Origin of the sequence: Saccharopolyspora karakumensis (assembly GCF_004349225.1) — a bacterium.
Classification (GTDB): Bacteria; Actinomycetota; Actinomycetes; order Mycobacteriales; family Pseudonocardiaceae; genus Saccharopolyspora; species Saccharopolyspora endophytica.
Genome location: NZ_SMLA01000084.1, coordinates 1 through 18,935, shown reverse-complemented (window position 1 = coordinate 18,935; position 18,935 = coordinate 1). Strand labels below are relative to the sequence as shown.

The following is an 18,935-nucleotide window of genomic DNA, read 5'->3' as shown; positions in this document are numbered from 1 at the left end:
GGGCCCCGTCAGGCCCGGCCCGGTTTTTCCCGGCCCGTGTCGCTCTGACTTGGAATACTTTACGCACCCCGAAAAACCCCGTGAACACCACCCCCCCTTCAAGGGTGAAACCCCAGGTCAGAGGCCATTCTGGGGCTGACCCGGCATGAACGGGCCGTGGACGGCAGGCGGAGTGCGCCATCCACCTTCGGGTGGTAGTTGGTCTTAGGAGCAGGTACTGCCCGATTTCGCGGGTAGCCTGCCGACGACTTGTCAGAACGGGGGTAGCAGTGGACTCGACTCCGATATACACCGAGCTGCGCAACACTCTGGCTGATCCGGAGGATCGCAACTGGGGCCCGAGCGCTCCACCGGAGTTCGCGGCCGCGCTCGCCGACGGAGCGGACTCGGCACCGGTGAAGGAAACGCGCGCGGGCACCCGCACGCGCGCGCGGAGACACCGCGCGGCGGACTGAACAACACCCGAGAACTCGAACCGCACCGGATTCAGCGCAGATCTCCGGTGCGGTTTTTGCTGCGGTCGTCGCGGCGGCTCTAGTCGACTGCGGAGGAGAACAGCGGCAGCGACACCGCCGGCGCCTCGGCACCGGTCTCGGGCTTGGTTTCCTCGGCGGGAACCAGCTCGGATTCCTTCGCGGCTTCCGGCTCCGACCCGGCGTCCTTCTCAGGAGCCTGCGCGGTCTCCGCGGCTTCCGGCTTCTTCAAGGCCTCGCGGGTGCGCTGGGCGGCGCCGCGAATCTGCTCGGTGAGCTGCTTGTTGGCCTGCCGCGCCTGCTCCTCTTCGCGCTCCTGCTGCTTGGTGCTGCGAGGAGCCGCGGGTTTGGGCGCACGAGCGGCCTTGATGTAGCGGTCGAGCACAGAACGCAGCGCTTGAGCGTTGCCGTCGTTCAGGTCGATTTCGTAGCTCACGCCGTCCAGCGCGAAAGTGACGGTGTGCTTGGCTGGCGACCCGTCGATGTCATCGACGAGATCAACCTGAATCCGCTCGGCCATGATCACCTGTCTCGGGAACGCGCCCCGTCTCGATCCGCGACTTCCAGGTAAGACTACTGCTGGTCCTGACCACGTTGTAGCACGACACTTAGCAGATGTCTCGCACTCAACCATAGAACAGCAGCCCGATCGGCCGAAAACCGCTCGGCCCGCCGGACGTCCGCTGCCGCGGCCCGGCCACCGCCGACTAACGGTCGGTAACCGGATGCGCCGGTTTTGAACCCAAGGTAATCCGACCGGCGGCCGAAATTCGAGACCGGGTGGAACATTCTTCCGACGATCGTTTATTGTTCGCTCGCTCTTCGTCGCGCGGGCATGTGCGCGCAGAGACTGGATTCGAGCCGGAATCGAGGTTTAACCGTGGCGCAGAAAGTCACCGTGCAGCTGGTCGACGATGTCGACGGCTCGCAAGCCGACAGCACCGTCGAGTTCGCCCTGGACGGGGTGAACTACCAAATCGACCTGTCCGTCGACAACGCCGCGAAACTGCGGGACGCGCTGGCCTCCTTCGTGGCCAACGCACGTAAGACCGGTGGCCGCAAGCGGCCTGGCACCAAGCCGGGCAAGCCCTCGGGCGCGCCGACGCAGGCCGACCGGGAACGCAACCAGGCCATTCGGGAATGGGCTCGGGAACAGGGCATGCAGGTTTCCGACCGGGGTCGCATTCCGGCCGAGATCGTCGAGGCTTACGACAACGCTGGGTGAACAGCCGGGCACGGGTGGCCGGATTTGGCTTCGGACATTTCCGGCCTCCCGCAAAAGTCTCGTGCATTACCCGGCAATGACCACCGACGGCGGTCGGCGGCAACGGTAATCGAGACTCGCGACTATCAGTTCGCCATGAAGCGGATGATTTCATCCCGAGTGGGCATCGCACTGGTCGCGCCATTGCGCTGCACGGACAGTGCCGACGCCGCCGCCGCCCTGCGCAGTGCGGCCGGGACCTCTTCTCCCTCGCCCAGCGCGGCGCTGAGGACACCGACGAACGTGTCACCGGCCGCCGTGGTGTCCACCGCCTGGACCTCGAACGCCGGGACCTCGTGGCGGCCCCCTTCGCGGCTGCCGTAGACGCATCCCCGGGCACCGAGTGTGATCACCACCTCGGGAACCAGCTCCAGCAGCGCCGTCAGCGCGCGTTCGGGGTCGTCGTGGCCGGTCAGCACGGCCGCCTCGTGCTCGTTGGGCACCAGCAGGTCCACGTCGCGCAGCAGTTCCTCGGGCAGCGGGACCGCCGGAGCGGGGGTGAGCACGACCCGCACACCGTTGCGCTTGGCCGCCGCCGCTGCCGCGGCGACTCCGGGCTGCGGGATCTCCAGCTGCAGCAGCAGGCTGTCCGAACCGGCGATGATCTCCTCGTCGCCGTCGGCGAGAGCGTCCACGGTTCCGTTGGCCGCCGGGACCACGACGATCGAGTTGTCACCATCGTCGTCGACCACGATGTGCGCCGTTCCGCTGCGGCCGGGCACCGTTCGCAGGCCATGGACGTCCACAGTGGAATCCTGGAGGACACGGCGGATCTCGGCGCCGAACTCGTCCCCGCCGACCGCGCCGATCATGCGCGCGTCCGCACCCGCCTTCGCCGCGGCGATCGCCTGGTTGGCGCCCTTGCCGCCGGGAACCGTGCGGAACTCGCGGCCGGTGACCGTCTCGCCCTGCTTGGGCGCGACCGGCACGTAGGCCACCAGGTCCATGTTGCAGCTGCCGAAGACCACCACGCTCGTCGTCACCGGACCATCATGGCCGACTCCGACACCCCGCCTGCTGGACGGGTCGCCGGCAGGGGGACGTCGTACCATGCCGTCCAGCAGTCGAGGAGAGGGCGATACGCGGTGGATTACGCGGTGACGGCAGAACTGGCACCACCCGCCGAGGTGGTGGAGCTGGACCCGCTGCAGCAGGAAGGGGTCGCCGCCGTGCTCGACCGCCACCTCGCCATGGTCGAGGGGGTCAGCGGGCCCGAGGAGTCCGAGATCGACGTGCTCGACTACCGCATCACGGTGCACCCGGCGGGTGTGAGCGTGCTGCTCGCGCTGGACGCGCCGTCGCTGCAGGCAGCGGAGGAAGGCGCGGCCTCGGTGCTCGACGAGCTCATCGTGGAGACCGAGCTGCTCATCGGCTGGTCCGTCGCCGAGTCGGCGGTGCGCATCACCGAGGACGAGTTCAACGAGCGGCTGGCCGCAGCGGACGACGTCGACGCCGACGACGCGCTGCAAGCCGCCATCGAGGAGGCCTTGGAGTCCTCCGGTGAGCCCGCGATGGACGCCGCGCACTGGAAGCGCCGGCTCACCGAGCTCGCGCCCAGGCTGCGGGCCTTCGACACCGGCGTCTTCGGCGCCGAGGGCGAGCAGGCGGCGTTGGCCGCGGGCGCCCTGGTGCACGCGGTGCGGGTGGTGACCGACGAGATCTTCTACGACGAGCTGGCGCTGGCGGTCAACAACGCCACCGTCGCCGACGCCGTCGGACTGCTCGTGCTGGAAGAGCTGCCGCCCTGCTACGACAAGCGCTACGACGCGTTCTTCGCCCGCGCGTTCGTCCTGGCCTCAGCGGCCGTGGCGGTCCGGCTCACCGAACCGGTGTGGACCTCGCCGCGCAGCGTCGCCGAAGCGCTCGCGCTGCGGTTGGTGATCAACGAGGCGCGAGTGGTCCTGGAAGCCGCGGAGCTCATGTCCTGGGACGACAGCGAGCCGGTGTTCGAGAACTTCGCGGACGCGGCGTTCGGCGGCCTGGAGCACCACGAGCTCTACGAGATCGACGTACCGCTGGCCGGCGATGCCGAGCCGGAGGTCGTGGAGCGGGCCTCCAAGCTCGAAGCCGAGCTGCACACCCAGGGCCTCGCCTTCGACCAGTGGTTCCTCCCGCGCGACGGGGCGGTGAACTTCCACCCCTACCTCGACGCCCCGTGAACCGGAGCGTCGAGGGCGGAAGGCATTCCCCCTGGTCAGGGGCTTGGTCGGGTCAGGACTGGTTCCGCACCGAGATCGGGGGGACCGTGGCGCCGATCAAGGACGCGTCGTCGATCGTCTCGGGCTCGTAGGCGCTGCTCGGGAGCGCTTCGAGCATGAGGTTGATCGGGTCGTCGACCGGCTCGACCCGTCCGAACAGGAACGCCCACTCGTGCTCGTCGGAACCGAAGTAGGCGACCGTCTCGAACGCCGACTGGAACCGGTTGTAGGCGCGGATCAGCGTCTCGTTGCGCCACACCGTCGGGCAGCCTCCCTGGAAGGCCACCACGCCACCGGCCGACAGCACCGACTGGCAGCGCTGGATGAACTCCAGGCCGTAGAGCCGGTTGTGCTGACCGTCGTCGTCAGCGCGCTCGTCGGGCAGGTCGACCACGACGATGTCGTAGCCCTCCGGCGGGGCCGTGTCCAGGAAGCTCCAGCCGTCGGCGAAGTGGATGGTGACCGGGCCTTCGCCCTTCTCGGCGGCGGCCAGCTCCTCCGGGGTGTAGCCGTAGGGCAGGTGCTCGGCGCACTTGCGCACGCACAGCTCGTCGATGTCGACGTGATCCACCCGGGTCGCGCCGGCGGCGACGGCCATCTGGCTGGCCACGCCCTCGCTCGACCCGATGATCAGCACCCGCTCCACCTGCGCGGCCAGCAGGAACGCCGGCACCATCATGGCCTCGTGGTAGACCAGCTGGGAGAACTCGGTGCTCTGCCGGTCGTCGTCGCAGAACAGCGAGACGCCTTGCGCGGTCCGCGCGATCACCACGTGCTGGTAGGGGGTGTCGCCCTCCCACAGCACGTCGTCCACCCGCCACAGGCGCTGCAGGTCGGCGCCCATCGGCTCCTTGATCCACCGGTGCCCGTCGAGTTCGATCAACGGTGTTCCTCCTGAATTCCCCATCGATTTGTGCCAAGCATCCCGCCGGCTCCCGTGGCGGGCCCGCCGACACGCGAAAAGACCCCTCAGCAGACCAGTTCGGCGTAGTCGTGGCCTCGTTGGATCGTCTGCACGTTCTTGGTCGTCGGCTGGAGGGCTTCGGCGAGCAGTTCCACGGCCAGCTCCGGCTTCGCGGTGTGCCCGCAGGTGAACACGTCGATGAAGATCGAGCCGTCCTCCGGGTAGGTGTGCAGCGAGGCGTGGGACTCCGACAGCAGCGCCAACACCGTGACGCCTTGCGGGTCGAACCGCTTGGCGATCATCTGGCACACCGTGGCGTCCGACTCGCTCAGCGCGTTGTGCAGGACTTCTCGCAGGTACTGCTCGTCGTCCAGCAGTTCCGGTTCAACGCCCTCCAGCTCTGCCAGGACGTGCCTTCCGGTGAACAGACCGACCTGTGCTCCGGTGTCAACGGACATCTATCGACCTCCCATCATTTCGCAGATTCGCCGCGTCTCACTTCTCGCACCGCCGCGGACGGACGTGCCGCCGCAGCAGATCACGGCCGCTGATCGCCGTCGACGCAATAGGTGGGCAGCGGGGTGAACCCGTTGAAACCCACCGATGAATAGCTCGCGGTGTACGCGCCCGCCGCCAGCAGGTCCACCCAGTCTCCGCCGCGCAGCGTGCGCGGCAGCTCGTAGCGGGTCCGCTGGTAGAGCACGTCGTCACCGTCGCAAGTGGGCCCGGCCAGCACGACCGGGCCTTCCTGGTCACCGTCGCGCGAGGTGCGCAACCGGTAGGTGATGGCCTCGCCCTCGGTCTCGGCGAGTCCGTTGTAGCGCCCGATGTCGAGGTACACCCAACGCCGTTGCCCGTCGCAGGAGTCGGTGACCAGCACGACCTCGCTGCGCAGCACGCCGGCGTCGCCGACGAGGAACCGTCCGGGCTCGATGAGCAGCTCCGGCCGCTGCGGGCCGAACGCGTGCTCCAGCGCCTGCTCGATGGCCGTGACGTAGTCGGCCAGCGGCGGCGCGGTCTCGGTGTACCCGGCGGGCAGTCCCCCGCCGAGGTTGACCATGCGCGGACGCACTCCGCGCGCGGCGCAGTCGGCGAACACAACGGCGGCGGCGTCGACGCCGTGCCGGTAGGCGGCCGGGTCCAGCTGCTGCGATCCGATGTGGAACGACACGCCGCAGGGGTCCAGGCCCAGCTCGGCGGCGCGGACCAGCAGGTCCGCGGCCCGCTGCGGGGCGCAGCCGAACTTGCGGCCGAAGGGGGTCTTCGAGCCGGTGTTGTCGACCAGGACGCGGCAGAACACCTGCGACCCCGGTGCGACCTCGGCGATGTTGGTCAGGTCGGCGTGGCTGTCGGTGGCGAACAGCCGCACGCCCTGCTCGTGGGCGCGGGCGATGTCGCGGCGCTTCTTGATGGTGTTGCCGTAGGAGATCGACTCCGGCGCCGCGCCCTTGGCCAGGCACAGCTCGATCTCACCGGGGCTCGCGACGTCGAACGAGGCGCCCTCGGCGACGAGTTCGCCGACGACCTCGGGAGTGGGATTGGCCTTGACCGCGTAGCAGATGCGCGCGTCCGGCAGCGCGGAGCGCAGTTGCCGGTAGCGGTCTCGCACCTGCGCCAGATCCATGACCAGGCAAGGGGTTTCGGGGTTCTGCTGATCCAGGAATCGTCGGATCGGATCCGGATTCCCGTTGCCCCGCCCGGGTTCCTGCGCGGTGCCGCTCGGGCGGTCCGTCACGCCGGTGGTGGCGGACAGATCGGTCAATCCCGTTACCTCCGTCTCGGGGGGTGGGTGGGTTTCTCGCCGCGTCTTCGCTGCCCTTCGACCGGGCGCTCGGCGACCGCAACTGCGACCAAGCACGGTACCGCTCCCGAGGTCAGATTTCGAACCGCACCCGCCCCCGGACGGCCACGTGTGAGCACTCGCACTGGCCGCCACCGCCGCACACGTCGAGCGGATCACCACGCCGGGCGCGATCATTCGAATTCCGCGCGAAGTTCGAGTGCGAACCTTCGGCCTCGAATGTCGCGCGAAATTCGAGAAGCCCTGGTCAGGAGGACTCGCTGAGGCGGAGGGCGAGGTAGAAGTCCACTCGGGTGGCGAAGTCGGACAGGTCGCGGCCGGTGAGCTCCTCGACCCGTTGGACGCGGTAACGCAGGGTGTTGACGTGCACGTGCAGCAGTTGGGCGCAGCGCGACCAGGAGCCGCTGTTGTCCAGGAACACGCGCAGTGACCGGAGGAGTTCGGAGCCGTGCGCGGCGTCGTAGGCGATGACGGCGGAGAGCAGCCGGTCCCTGTAGGACCGGCGCAGTTCGTCTGGTGCGGAGGCCAGCAGCACCTCGTGCGAGGCGAGTTCCGCGGCGACGGCGACCTCGGCGGGTCCGCGACGCTGCTCGGCGAGCCTGCGGGCGTAGGCGGCCTCGTCGAGCGCGCCGCGCAGCGCGGTGGCGGCGGTGATGTCGCTGATGCCCATCGCCAGCCGCCGCTCCCCCAGCCCGGCTTCGGCGTCGCCGACGATGCGCCGGAGCTGGTGCTCCAGGTCCGCGAGGTGTTCGGGATCGTCGACGAACAGCGCGACGGCGCCGTCGCCCAGCGGGGCGGTCACCGAGGCCATGCCGGTGGCCGCCGCGATCTCGCGGAGCAGGGTCGTGGATTCGGCGGGATCTCCCACGCCCAACGCCACGGCGCGCAGCGGTTCGTCGGCCGGGAGACCTGCGGTGTCGAGCCGGGCGGCGACCTCGGTCGGTGAGGAGCTGCCTTCGAGGAGCCTGCGCAGCGCGGCTTCGACGGAGCGGCCGGCGATGCGGCGGGCCTCGTCGACGCGGGCGCGCACCAGTGCGACGACGGTGCCCAGGTCGGTGGCGACGGCTTGCCGGTGCTCGTCCCACTCCACGAGGTCGCCGCTGACCAGCGCGAACCACTGGGCGGCCGTCGGTTCGGCGCCGGTTTCGACCGGCCACAGCACGTGCGGCTCGCCCGCGCGCCAGGTGCGCGGCAACCGGCCGCGGGTGAACTCGGCGAGCGCGCCTCGTCGGGTCTGCTCGGGGAGCTCGGTGGTGCCGCCGACGACCCAGCCGGTGGCCGAGAGGACCCAGCAGTCGGCTCCGAGGTCGTCGGCGGCCATCCGCAGCACCCGGTCGAGGTCGGCGCCGGCGGCGACCGCCGAGATCAGCTCGCGGCGAGGGGCGGCGCGCCACTGGATGCGTTCGGCGAGGGCGTTGAAGCTGACCGTGATCGGCACCTCGAACGCGGGCAGCCCGTGCTCGCGGCAGGCCGCGACCAGGTCGGGCGGGGCGTGGCCGAGCCGCGCCGTTCCGGCGGCCAGACCTGCGACTCCGGCGTCGACGAGGGCCCGGACGAACTGCTCGGAGTCCTCCGGGCCGCCGTGCCAGACCAGACCGCTGAGCACCAGCTCGCCGCCGATCAGGTAGCGGCGGGGGTCGATGAGGTCGGTGATGTAGACGCCGCGGACCGGCCGCTCCAGCGCATCCGCGTCGTTGAGCAGCACCAGGCCGAGCTCGTCGTCGGCGAGCAGATCCCGCAGGCGCACCCTCGCTCCTCCGTCAGGCGAGCGGCGACGCCGCTCTCCGGCCACCCCGCCCCGGCGAGGGGCGCGCCGGAGGGCCTCCAGGCCGCGTCGCCGAGTGGGTCGACCCCATTTGTAGGAACATACAACCGCACCCGTTCAGGGGGTAGTCATTTTCGGGGTTTCGCCCGCTAGCCAGGGGCTACTCGACGAATGTGTACTGGGCCACATCAGCGCACCGGCCGGTCGAGAAGGAGTACGACGTGGAATTCCTCCGCCCCGCCAGCTGGCGGGAAGCGCTCGAAGCCAAGGCCGCGCATCCGGACGCCACACCGATCGCGGGCGGGACCGACGTGATGGTCGAGCTGAACTTCGACCGGCACCGGCCCGAGGTCCTGCTCGACCTCACCACCGTGCCCGAGCTCGCCGAGTGGGCCCCGGACGGTGACGTGCTGCGCATCGGCGCGGGCGTCCCCTACGCGCGGCTCATCGAGGAGCTGGGCTCCCAAGTACCCGGTCTGGCGATGGCCAGCCGGACCGTGGGGTCCCCGCAGATCCGCAACCGCGGCACCGTCGCGGGCAACCTCGGCTCGGCCTCTCCTGCCGGAGACGCCCACCCACCGCTGCTGGCGGCCGGGGCGGGCGTCGAGGTCGAGTCCGTGCGCGGATCGCGGGTGATCCCCGTGGACGGGTTCTTCGCCGGTCCGAAGCGCAACGTGCTGGCGCCCGACGAGCTGATCGCCGCGGTCCGCATCGCGCCCGCCGCGGGCCCGCAGCAGTTCTCCAAGGTGGGCACCCGCAACGCGATGGTCATCGCGGTGTGCACCTTCGCGATCTCGCTGGACCCCGTGGGCAAGACCGTCGGCACCGGCATCGGCTCCGCCGCGCCCACCCCGATCCGGGCGCGGGAGGCCGAGGACCTCCTCGCCGCCGAACTCGATTGGGACGCCCCGCTGGAGGACTCCGTGGCGCGCCGGTTCGGCGAACTCGTCGCGCAGGCCGCGTCCCCGATCGACGACGTGCGCGGCAGCGCCGACTACCGCAGGCACGCCTTGGGCGTGCTGGCCCGCCGGACCCTGAACTGGACCTGGCACGAGCACCGCTCCGGGAGGCAGGAATGCGCCTGAAGTTCACCGTCAACGGACGCCGGCAGGAGGCCGACGACGTCTGGGAGGGCGAGTCCCTGCTGTACGTGCTGCGCGAGCGGCTCGGGCTGCCCGGCTCGAAGAACGCCTGCGAGCAGGGCGAATGCGGCTCGTGCACGGTCTACCTGGACGGCGTCCCGGCGTGCTCGTGCCTGGTCGCGGCCGGTCAGGCCGAAGGCCGCGAGGTGCGCACCGTGGAAGGGCTCGCCGACGAGGAGCAGCTGGACCCGGTTCAGCAGGCCTTCGTCGAGACCGGCGCCGTGCAGTGCGGTTTCTGCACGCCCGGCCTGCTGGTGCAGACCCACGACCTGCTGGAACGCACCCCGAAGCCCTCGGACGCGGAGATCCGCGAGTCGCTGGCCGGGAACCTGTGCCGCTGCACCGGCTACGAGAAGATCATGGACGCCGTTCGGCTCGCCGCGCAGCGGAGAACCGATGCCTGAGCGGATCGTCATCGAGGGCGGATCGGTCGTGGCGGTCGATGACGCCGGGACCGAGTTCGCCGAGGGCCACGTGGTCGTCGAGGGCGACCGGATCGTCGCGGTCGGGTCGGGATCGGCTCCGCCGCAGGACTCCCCGGTGCGCCGCATCGACGCCACCGGATGCCTGGTCACCCCCGGACTGGTCAACACCCACCACCACCTCTACCAGTGGGCGACGCGCGGTTGCGCGGCCGACTCGACGTTGTTCGAGTGGCTGACCGAGCTCTACCCGGTGTGGGCGCGGATGGACGTCGAGACCGTGCACGCCGCCGCCTCGGCCGGGCTCGCGCAGCTGGCGCGGTCGGGGTGCACGACTGCCGCCGATCACCACTACGTGTTCCCGCGCGAGGGCGGCGACGTCTTCGGCGCGGTGGTCGCCGCCGCCGAGCGGATCGGCCTTCGGCTGCACGCGGTCCGCGGATCGATGGACCGGGGACGTTCCCGGGGAGGGCTGCCGCCGGACTCGGTGGTGGAGGACCGCGACGAGGCGCTGGCCGGAACGCAGCAGGCCATCGACGCCTTCCACGACCCCGCGCCGGGCGCCCGCGTGCGGGTTGCGGTCGGCCCGTGCTCGCCGTTCTCGGTGAGCGCGGAGCTGATGCGGGAGGCCGCGGAACTGGCCCGCCGCAACGGGGTCCGGCTGCACACCCACCTCGCCGAGACCACCACCGAGGAGGAGCAGTGCCGGGCCGAGTTCGGCCGCGCCCCGGTGGAGTACGCCGAGGACCTGGGCTGGCTCGGTCCGGACGTGTGGCTCGCGCACGCCGTGCACCTCTCGCCCGCCGCGGTCCGGCGACTCGCCGAGACCGGCACCGGAGCGGCGCACTGCCCCAGCTCCAACGGCCGGCTCGGTGCCGGGATCGCCCCCGTGCGGGGACTTCTCAGCGCCGGTGCCCCCGTCGGGCTGGGGGTCGACGGGGTCGCTTCCAACGAGTCCGGCGGGCTCGGCGAGGAGATGCGGCAGGCGCTGCTGCTCGCCCGCGCCACCGGCGGCCCCCGGGCGATGTCGGTGCGCGAGGCTTTGTGGATGGCCACCCGGGGTGGGGCGCGCTGCATCGGCCGCGAGGACGAGATCGGTTCGCTGGAACCGGGCAAGCTCGCCGACCTCGCCGTGTGGCGTCTCGGCGGGCTCGACCACACCGGCATCGCCGACCCGGTCGCCGCACTGGTGCTGGGCCGGTTGCCGCAGGTCGAGACGCTGCTGTGCGGCGGAAGAGAAGTGCTCACCGGAGAAGACGTCGTCGAAGAGCTGGACCGGGCGAGCGCCCGGCTGCGCCTGGTGGAGGTGTCGTGATCATGACCAACCGACCGAGTGCCCAGGCACCCACGCGGACGCCGCAGCGGCTCGACGACGCCATCGACGGCGGCATCGGGGAATCCCCGCTGCGCCCCGACGGCACGTTGAAGGTGCGCGGCGAGTTCGCCTACGCCTCCGACCTGTGGGCCGAGGACATGCTGTGGGGCGCGACGCTGCGCAGCCCGCACCCGCACGCGCGCATCCGCTCCATCGACGTCGGCGCCGCCATGGCCATGGCCGGGGTGCACGCGGTGCTGACCGCCGAGGACGTGCCGGGCGAGAACATCTACGGCCTCAAGACGGTCGACCAGCCGGTGCTGGCCTCCGACGTGGTGCGCTACGTCGGCGAGGCGGTGGCGCTGGTGGCCGCCGACCACCCGGAGACCGCACGGCGCGCGCTGGAGCGCATCGTCGTCGACTACGAGGTGCTGCCCCCGGTCCTCGACGCCGAGCGGGCCGCGCACGACGAGGACCTGCCGAAGCTGCACCCGGACGGCAACGTGGTGCGCCACCAGCGGATCCTCAAGGGCGATCCGGACGCGTCCGCCGAGGTCGTCGTCTCGGGCGTCTACACCGTCGGCATGCAGGACCAGGCGTTCCTCGGCCCGGAGTCCGGTCTGGCGATCCCCGCCGAGGACGGCGGCGTCGACCTGTACCTGGCGACGCAGGACCTGCACTCCGACCTCAAGCAGACCGCCCGCGCGCTGGGGCTTCCGCCGGAGAAGGTGCGGATGACCATGTCCGGCGTCGGTGGTGCGTTCGGCGGCCGCGAGGACCTGTCGATCCAGGTGCACGTGTGCATGCTCGCGTTGCACGTCGGCAAGCCGGTGAAGATGGTCTACAGCCGCGAGGAGTCGTTCTACGGCCACGTGCACCGGCACCCGGCGAAGATGCACTACGAGCACGGCGCGAAGCGCGACGGAACGCTGGTGTACGTCAAGGCCACCCAGTACTTCGACGGCGGCGCGTACGCCTCGAAAACCCCCGTGGTGGTCGGCAACGCGACCACGCTGGGCGTCGGCCCCTACGTGGTGCCCAACGTGCGCATCGACGGCTGGGGGCTCTACACCAACAACCCGCCGTGCGGCGCGATGCGCGGACTGGGCGCCGTGCAGCCGACTTTCGCCTACGAGTCGCAGATGGACAAGCTCGCCGCCGAGCTGGGCATGGACCCGGTGGAGCTGCGGGTCCGCAACGCCATCGCCCAGGGCGAGACCATCCCCACCGGCCAGGTGGTGGACACCCCCGCGCCGGTCGCCGAGCTGCTCGAACGCGTCCGCGCGCTGCCGATGCCGCCCGAGCGCGACACCACCGACATCCGGGAACTCCCCGGCGGGGCGTCCAACACCACCCACGGCGAAGGCGTGGTGCGCGGGATCGGCTACGGCGTGACGATCAAGAACATCTGCTACTCCGAAGGCGCCGACGACTTCTCCACGGCCCGGGTGCGGTTGCAGCTCCTCGGCGGCGAACCGGCCGCCATGGTGCACACCGCCGCGGCCGAGGTCGGGCAGGGCCTGGTGACCGTGCAGCAGCAGATCGCGCGCACCGAGCTGGGCGTGGAGCGGGTGACCATCCACCCCAACGACACCTCCGTCGGGCCGGCCGGTTCCAGCTCCGCTTCGCGGCAGACCTACGTCACCGGTGGCGCTGTGCAGGCCGCCTGCCAGGCCGTTCGCGAAGTGCTGTTCGACCGGGTCGTGGAGCGGTTCGGGACCGCGGTCGGACTGTCGCTGCAGGGCGGCAAGGTCGTCTCCGCCGAAGGCGTCGTCGCCGACCTCGCCGAGGTGCTGGGCGACGACGTCATCGAGGAGACCCGCGAGTTCCACCACCGCCAGACCTCCCCGATGGACGCCGACGGGCGCAGCGACCTGGTGCAGGTGCAGCACGCGTTCTCCGCGCACCGCGCGGTCGTCGACGTCGACACCGAGCTGGGGCTGGTCAAGGTCGTGCAGCTCGCCTGCGCCCAGGACGTCGGCAAGGCCGTCAACCCGGAGGCCGTCCTCGGTCAGATCCAGGGCGGTTCGGCGCAGGGCCTCGGCCTGGCGGTGATGGAGGAGGTCCTGGTCAGCGACGGGAAGATCCGCAACCCCTCGTTCACCGACTACCTGATCCCCACCATCCTCGACATGCCGCCGATGGAGATCGACATCATCGAGCGCGGCGACGACAACGCGCCCTACGGGGTTCGCGGCGTCGGCGAGCCGCCGACGATCTCCACCACGCCTGCGGTCGTCGCGGCCATCCGCGCGGCCACCGGCAAGTTCCTCACGCACACGCCGGTCGCTCCCGAGCACATCATCTGAGCACCGCTGTAAACCCTTGGAGTGAACCGATGTCCGTGGATGTCGCAACCCAGCAAGAGCAGACCTGGATGGCCCGGGCGATCGAGCTGGCCACCGCCAGCGTGCACAGCGGCGGCGGCCCGTTCGGCGCGGTGATCGTGCGCGACGGCGAGATCGTGGCCACCGGCGCCAACCGCGTCACCACCGACCTGGACCCGACCGCGCACGCCGAGGTCGTGGCGATCCGCAACGCCTGCCGCGAGCTCGACACGTTCTCGCTGGCCGGCTGCGTGCTGGTCACCTCGTGCGAACCGTGCCCGATGTGCCTGGCCTCGTCGATGTGGGCCCGGGTCGAGCGGGTCCTGTTCGCCGCCGACCGAGACGACGCGGCGGCGGCCGGCTTCGACGACCGCGCCTTCTACGACGCGATGACCGACCCCACCAAGAACCCGACCGCCATCGCGCGCATCGAGATCCACAACAGGAACGAAGCGTTCGACGCCTGGCGAGCAAAGGCCGACCGCGTCGACTACTGAAGGAGTGGTATGCGGGCTCTTTGCTCGGCGGTGCGGGTGGGGGAACCTGAGCGACTCCGCGGACTCCGCGCGCCACTCCTGATGCATGTCCAATACACGGCGTCGCGGCGTGCTCGCCACGAAGCCGCTGGAGAACCCCCGGCGGTGCGGGCTGAGAGAGCACTCACCAAAGAGACAGCGGCTCCGCCACTGAGAGCAAAAACGAGCGGACAATCCCGCGCAATGCACGGCGATGACCGGGTCGCCACCTAGAGCGGATCGCGCACCAGCGGTCCGCACCAGCTAAAACGCCCCGCACCAGGCATTCGGCGAATTCTCGCCGGGCTCAACCCTGCCCGGAAAACCGACGTCCCGGGGGCGCCCACCGGCATGGGAGGACGCATGACCCAGCAATTGTCCACCAGACCCGACAGCGGTCTGGACCGAATCTTCCGGATGTCCGAGCGCGGTTCCACCCTCTCCCGCGAACTGCGCGGCGGCCTGACCACGTTCGTCGCGATGGCCTACATCGTGATGCTCAACCCGCTGATCCTCGGCTCCGGAACCGACGCCACCGGCGCGAAGCTCTCCCCCGAGCAGCTCACCACCGCCACGGCCGCCACCGCCGGTGTCATGACGATCGTCATGGGTCTGGTCGGCAACGCCCCGCTCGCCCTGGCGACCGGCCTGGGCGTGAACGCGGTCGTCGCGTTCACCATCGCCCCCACCATGACCTGGGCCGAGGCGTTCGGGCTGGTGGTGCTCGAAGGCGTCGTGATCGTGGCGCTGGCGGTCAGCGGCGTCCGCGAGAAGATCATGAACGCCATCCCGGAGCCGCTCAAGATCGCGCTCACCGTCGGCATCGGCCTCTACATCGCGCTGATCGGCCTGGTCAGCGCCGGGTTCGTGACCCGCGTGCCGGACGCGCAGGAGACGACGGTGCCGGTGCAGATGGGCACCGACGGGCACCTGTCCGGGATTCCGATCGTGGTGTTCTGCGTGACGCTGCTGGTGATGATGGGGCTGATGGCCCGTCGCACTCCCGGCGCGATCCTGCTGGGCATCGTGGCCGGGACGGTGATGGCGCTCGTGGCCAACGCGGCGCTGGACGTCGCGCCCGACGAATGGGGCACGGTGGTCCCGGAACTCCCCGCCCAGCTGGTCGGCACCCCCGATTTCGGCCTGTTCGGGCAGGTGGACCTCTTCGGCGGGTTCGCCGCCGCCGGCGGAGTGGCCGCGACGGTGTTCCTGTTCACCCTCGTGCTGTCCGGGTTCTTCGACGCGATGGGCACGATCACCAGCGTCTCCTCGCAGGCCGGACTGGTCCAGGACGGCAAGGTCCAGGGCATGGGCCGGATCCTGGCCGTCGACGGTGTCGCCGCCGCGGCGGGCGGGCTGACCGGGGCCGCGCCGAACACGGTGTTCCTGGAGTCGGCCGCGGGTGTCGCCGAAGGCGCCCGCACCGGCCTGGCCAGCGTGTTCACCGGCTTGCTGTTCTGCCTGACGTTGCTGGTCACACCGTTGGCGTCGGTGGTTCCGGCGCAGGCCGCCGCGCCTGCTCTGGTGATCGTCGGCGGGCTGATGATGTCGCAGGTCCGGTTGATCCCCTGGGACGACCCGGACTACGTGATCCCGGCGTTCCTGACGCTGGCGGTCATCCCGTTCACCTACATGATCACCAACGGCATCGGTGCCGGTCTGATCGCCTTCGCGGTGATCAAGCTGGCCCGGGGCAAGGTGCGGGAGATCGGCTGGCTGGTCGGCTCGCTGGCGATCGTCTTCGCCGTCTACTTCCTCGTCTCCGGCCTGACCGGGGTCTGAGCCGCGGGTCCGGGGGCGCCGCGGTGCGTCCCCGGACCAGTACGGTCGGTCCGTGACAGCACCAGCAGGAGTCGTTCTCGCGGCAGGCGCGGGCCGCCGCTTCGGGATGCCGAAAGCCCTGGTCGACTACCGAGGATCGCTCCTCGTCGACCGCACCGCGAAGGTCCTGTCCGATGCCGGTTGCGACCCGGTGCTGGTGGTCCTGGGCGCTGCCGCCGACGAGGTCCGCGAGCGCGCCGAGCTCGCGGGCGTGACGACGGTGTTCAACCCCGACTGGCCCTCCGGCATGGGTTCCTCCCTGCGGACCGCGCTGGAGGCCCTGCGCGAGTCCGACGCCCCGGCCGCGGTGATCCTCCCGGTCGACATGCCGGGCATCGGCCCGGAGGCCGTCCGCCGCGTCGCCGCGCTCTCCTCCCCCGACGCGCTCGCCGCCGCGTCGCACGGCGGACGCCGCAGTCACCCGGTGTTGCTGGGCCGGAACCACTGGACCGGTGCAGCCGCGTCCGCAACGGGTGATGCCGGCGCTCGTGACTACCTGAAACAACGCACGGTGACGATGGTGTCCTGTGACGACGTATCGGACGGCTTCGATGTCGACCGGCCTGAAGATCTGGACCGACCCGCCACGTAGAGTGCCAGGACGACCGAGAGGCGCTGCTGAGAGCCAGTGCACCTAGCATTGTCTTCCGGTCAAGAGCTCGAACGCCCGAGCAAAGTGGAGAGCGGAGGCATTCATGGCTGGCGGTCATATCACCGCGAACTACGTACCCCAGGGCGATGACTGGCAGATCACCGTCACGGATGGTGACGGCAAGAAGACCGCGCGTGCGCCCGGTCTGATCGCCGCTCGGGACCAGGCCGATCAGCTGATCGAGCAGCTCTCGCCCGGCAAGTCGGGCCGCGTGGTGATCCACCTGCTCGACGGGGACGGCTTCGCCTTCACCACCGCCTACCTGCAGGCCAGGCACGGTCTGTCGGACGAGGCGACCCAGCGCGCGGCGCGCGCCGCCGCGGCCCACGCACCCGCTCAGTAGCGCTGCGGTCTGACCGGTGCCCCCTGGTCGGTGACTCTTCGCGACCCACCGATCACGCGCGCCGGAGACGTGCCGCCGGGGACCTTAGGATGGCGTTCGTGAACGCGCCGACCAGTAGTGCACCCCAGGAGGAAGCAGCGGTGGCCAGCCTCGAACCGAGCAGGCCGCCCGCCGGCCGGGGACGCCCGCGGGACGCCTCCCGCGATGCCGCGTTGCGCCAGGCCGCGATGGAGGTGCTGGCCCAGGTCGGCTACCGGGCGCTGACCATGGACGCCGTCGCCGCCCAGGCCAGAGCCGGGAAGGCCACGATCTACCGCCGCTGGGACTCCAAGCTCGACCTGGTCATCGACACCTGCAACGAGCTCGTCCAGCGCCGCATCCCGGAGCCGGACCTGGGTTCGGTCGCCGACGATCTCGGCGAGTTCCTGCGCGCCTTCGCCACGCTGCTGACCGGGCCGGTCGGCAAGGCCGCGCAAGCGCTGGTCGGCGAGCTTCCGCACGAGCCCGAGCTGGCGCTGAAGTTCCGCGAGTCGTTCCTGCTGCCGCAGCGCGACGTGCTGCGCCGGATCATGGAGCGCGGCGTGCGGCGCGGCGAGATCGGCCCGAACGCCCCGATCGACACGGTCGGCGAGCTGGCCGGTGCGGGTCTGATCTACCGGCTGATGCTGGCCGACGAGCCGCTGGACACCGGTTTCGTGGACCGGTTGCTCAACGAAGCGCTGCTGCCGCTGTTGAAGCGCTGATCGTCTGCTTCACGCGCTAGGGTGGCCTCGCCCTGGGAAAACGGAGGTCGGCTCGTGTCCGAGGTTCTCACGCTCAACCGCTGGCCGGTGAAGTCGCTGCGCGGCGAGCAGCTGTCCGCCGCGCGCTTCGACGAGCGCGGCGTGGCGGGTGACCGCGCCCACGCGCTGCTCGACGAGCGGCCGAACCGAGCGGGCAACATCCTCACCGTTCGGCAGAACCAGACGTTGCTGTCCTGGTCGGCGAGCTACGGCGATCTGCCGGAGCCGACCGGGCCACCGACCCTCAACGGCCCGGATGACCAGCGGTTCTCCTGGGACGACCCGAAGCTCGCCGACGTGTTGGAGGAGTCGCTGGACATCCCGGTGAGCCTGCGCGCGGCCGACGGCCAGCAGGACCGCGGTCCGACGGTGCTGGTCACCTTCGAGTCATCGCTGCGCGGGTTGAGCGAGGAGATGGGCGCGGAGGTGGATCTGCGGCGCTTCCGCACGAACCTGCACGTGGACGCGGATCTGCCGCCGTTCGCCGAGCAGGACTGGGAAGCCGGAGCCACGATCACCGCGGGCGAGGTCGAACTGGCCGTGACCGGCGAGCACGCGGGCCCCTGCATCCGCTGCGCGGTGCCGAGCTGGGACGCCGACGGGCGCGAGCGCTGGCGGGAACTGCAAACTCACCTGATCCAGCGACACGAGAACAAGTTCGGCGTGATCATGCGGGTGACCCGGCCGGGCACGGTGAACGCGGGCGACGCGGTTCGGGTGGGTTGAGCGGGTTCCGGTGTTCTGGGGCCAGGTCCGAGACCCCAGAACGACCGGCACCTCACCTGAACAGCTTGCGCACGACCACCACGGTGACCAGTGCGCCGACCCCGATGAGCGCGTAGCGCACCTTGGGATCGTTCAGCTTCTCCATGACGCTGGCTTTGCCGGCGTCGACGAACCGCTGCGGATTCGCCTGCACGCTCAGCCTGTCCAACGTGTCGGCCAGCGCGTCACGCGCCTGCTCGATGTCACGCTCGATGGCATCTTGATCACGGGCCACGTGTCCTCCTCACGTTCACCTGGCTGCCCACACCGTAGTTCACCGAGGAATCCGCGCCGCATCAGCCGCGCCCATGTCGCCTGCTCGGGTCTCCACAGCCGCCTCAAGAACAAGATCGACGAGCGCGATACGCTGTGCACACCGAGGGGCCGTAGCCCAATTGGCAGAGGCACTAGGTTTAGGTCCTAGACAGTGAGGGTTCGAGTCCCTC

The 18,935-nt window shown here is 70.5% G+C and carries 19 protein-coding genes; 12 read left to right on the top strand and 7 right to left on the bottom strand.

Annotated features, from left to right (window positions below):
- Window positions 1-534: 534 nt before the first annotated feature.
- On the bottom strand, window positions 535-993 hold the full coding sequence (locus E1202_RS29735; protein ID WP_132686632.1) for an Lsr2 dimerization domain-containing protein: 459 nt from the start codon (window positions 991-993) through the stop codon (window positions 535-537).
- A gap of 360 nt (window positions 994-1,353) precedes the next feature.
- Between E1202_RS29735 and E1202_RS29730 the strand changes: the two genes are divergently transcribed.
- Window positions 1,354-1,698, top strand: a complete 345-nt coding sequence (locus E1202_RS29730; RefSeq protein WP_132686631.1) for a histone-like nucleoid-structuring protein Lsr2 — start codon at window positions 1,354-1,356, stop codon at window positions 1,696-1,698.
- A 125-nt stretch (window positions 1,699-1,823) separates the two neighbouring features.
- On the opposite strand, the gene rbsK is transcribed toward E1202_RS29730, so the two are convergent.
- On the bottom strand, window positions 1,824-2,720 hold the full coding sequence (rbsK, locus tag E1202_RS29725; RefSeq protein ID WP_132686630.1) for a ribokinase: 897 nt from the start codon (window positions 2,718-2,720) through the stop codon (window positions 1,824-1,826).
- 114 nt (window positions 2,721-2,834) lie between these two features.
- On the opposite strand from rbsK, the gene E1202_RS29720 reads away from it, so the two are divergent.
- On the top strand, window positions 2,835-3,896 hold the full coding sequence (locus tag E1202_RS29720) for a hypothetical protein (RefSeq protein ID WP_235879103.1): 1,062 nt from the start codon (window positions 2,835-2,837) through the stop codon (window positions 3,894-3,896).
- Window positions 3,897-3,948: 52 nt separating this feature from the next.
- On the opposite strand, the gene E1202_RS29715 is transcribed toward E1202_RS29720, so the two are convergent.
- From E1202_RS29715 to E1202_RS29700, 4 genes are all read right to left on the bottom strand, one after another.
- Window positions 3,949-4,818 carry a spermidine synthase gene (locus tag E1202_RS29715; protein WP_132686628.1) on the bottom strand — a complete coding sequence of 290 codons (870 nt, stop codon included), beginning with the start codon at window positions 4,816-4,818 and terminating at the stop codon, window positions 3,949-3,951.
- 86 nt (window positions 4,819-4,904) lie between these two features.
- Window positions 4,905-5,297, bottom strand: a complete 393-nt coding sequence (gene speD / locus E1202_RS29710) for an adenosylmethionine decarboxylase (protein ID WP_132679895.1) — start codon at window positions 5,295-5,297, stop codon at window positions 4,905-4,907.
- A gap of 80 nt (window positions 5,298-5,377) precedes the next feature.
- On the bottom strand, window positions 5,378-6,601 hold the full coding sequence (locus E1202_RS29705) for a type III PLP-dependent enzyme (RefSeq protein WP_132686627.1): 1,224 nt from the start codon (window positions 6,599-6,601) through the stop codon (window positions 5,378-5,380).
- Window positions 6,602-6,887: 286 nt separating this feature from the next.
- Window positions 6,888-8,387: a PucR family transcriptional regulator gene (locus E1202_RS29700; RefSeq protein ID WP_132686626.1), complete on the bottom strand. Its 1,500-nt coding sequence runs from the start codon at window positions 8,385-8,387 to the stop codon at window positions 6,888-6,890.
- A 239-nt stretch (window positions 8,388-8,626) separates the two neighbouring features.
- Between E1202_RS29700 and E1202_RS29695 the strand changes: the two genes are divergently transcribed.
- The 10 genes from E1202_RS29695 (at window position 8,627) to E1202_RS29650 (ending at window position 18,450) form a co-directional block, all read left to right on the top strand.
- Window positions 8,627-9,490, top strand: coding sequence for an FAD binding domain-containing protein (locus tag E1202_RS29695; RefSeq protein ID WP_132686625.1), 864 nt, complete (start codon window positions 8,627-8,629; stop codon window positions 9,488-9,490).
- Window positions 9,481-9,951 carry a (2Fe-2S)-binding protein gene (locus E1202_RS29690; RefSeq protein ID WP_132676366.1) on the top strand — a complete coding sequence of 157 codons (471 nt, stop codon included), beginning with the start codon at window positions 9,481-9,483 and terminating at the stop codon, window positions 9,949-9,951. Before E1202_RS29695 ends, E1202_RS29690 begins: the two co-directional genes overlap by 10 nt.
- Window positions 9,944-11,284, top strand: coding sequence for an 8-oxoguanine deaminase (locus tag E1202_RS29685; protein ID WP_132686624.1), 1,341 nt, complete (start codon window positions 9,944-9,946; stop codon window positions 11,282-11,284). Before E1202_RS29690 ends, E1202_RS29685 begins: the two co-directional genes overlap by 8 nt.
- A gap of 2 nt (window positions 11,285-11,286) precedes the next feature.
- Window positions 11,287-13,593 carry a xanthine dehydrogenase subunit D gene (gene pucD, locus E1202_RS29680; protein WP_132686623.1) on the top strand — a complete coding sequence of 769 codons (2,307 nt, stop codon included), beginning with the start codon at window positions 11,287-11,289 and terminating at the stop codon, window positions 13,591-13,593.
- A gap of 68 nt (window positions 13,594-13,661) precedes the next feature.
- Window positions 13,662-14,108, top strand: a complete 447-nt coding sequence (locus E1202_RS29675) for a nucleoside deaminase (protein WP_408007642.1) — start codon at window positions 13,662-13,664, stop codon at window positions 14,106-14,108.
- A 381-nt stretch (window positions 14,109-14,489) separates the two neighbouring features.
- On the top strand, window positions 14,490-15,908 hold the full coding sequence (locus E1202_RS29670; RefSeq protein WP_235879102.1) for an NCS2 family permease: 1,419 nt from the start codon (window positions 14,490-14,492) through the stop codon (window positions 15,906-15,908).
- Between the two features lie 52 nt (window positions 15,909-15,960).
- Window positions 15,961-16,539, top strand: coding sequence for a nucleotidyltransferase family protein (locus E1202_RS29665; protein ID WP_132686620.1), 579 nt, complete (start codon window positions 15,961-15,963; stop codon window positions 16,537-16,539).
- Window positions 16,540-16,642: 103 nt separating this feature from the next.
- The gene (locus E1202_RS29660) at window positions 16,643-16,942 is read left to right on the top strand and encodes a hypothetical protein (RefSeq protein WP_132676376.1); all 300 of its coding nucleotides are present in this window, start codon (window positions 16,643-16,645) and stop codon (window positions 16,940-16,942) included.
- 98 nt (window positions 16,943-17,040) lie between these two features.
- Window positions 17,041-17,685, top strand: coding sequence for a TetR/AcrR family transcriptional regulator (locus E1202_RS29655; RefSeq protein WP_235876859.1), 645 nt, complete (start codon window positions 17,041-17,043; stop codon window positions 17,683-17,685).
- Between the two features lie 54 nt (window positions 17,686-17,739).
- Window positions 17,740-18,450: an MOSC domain-containing protein gene (locus E1202_RS29650; RefSeq protein ID WP_132686618.1), complete on the top strand. Its 711-nt coding sequence runs from the start codon at window positions 17,740-17,742 to the stop codon at window positions 18,448-18,450.
- A 52-nt stretch (window positions 18,451-18,502) separates the two neighbouring features.
- Here the strand turns inward: E1202_RS29650 and E1202_RS29645 are convergent, their stop codons facing one another.
- Window positions 18,503-18,724 carry a DUF3618 domain-containing protein gene (locus E1202_RS29645; protein ID WP_132627235.1) on the bottom strand — a complete coding sequence of 74 codons (222 nt, stop codon included), beginning with the start codon at window positions 18,722-18,724 and terminating at the stop codon, window positions 18,503-18,505.
- Between the last annotated feature and the right edge of the window lie 211 nt (window positions 18,725-18,935).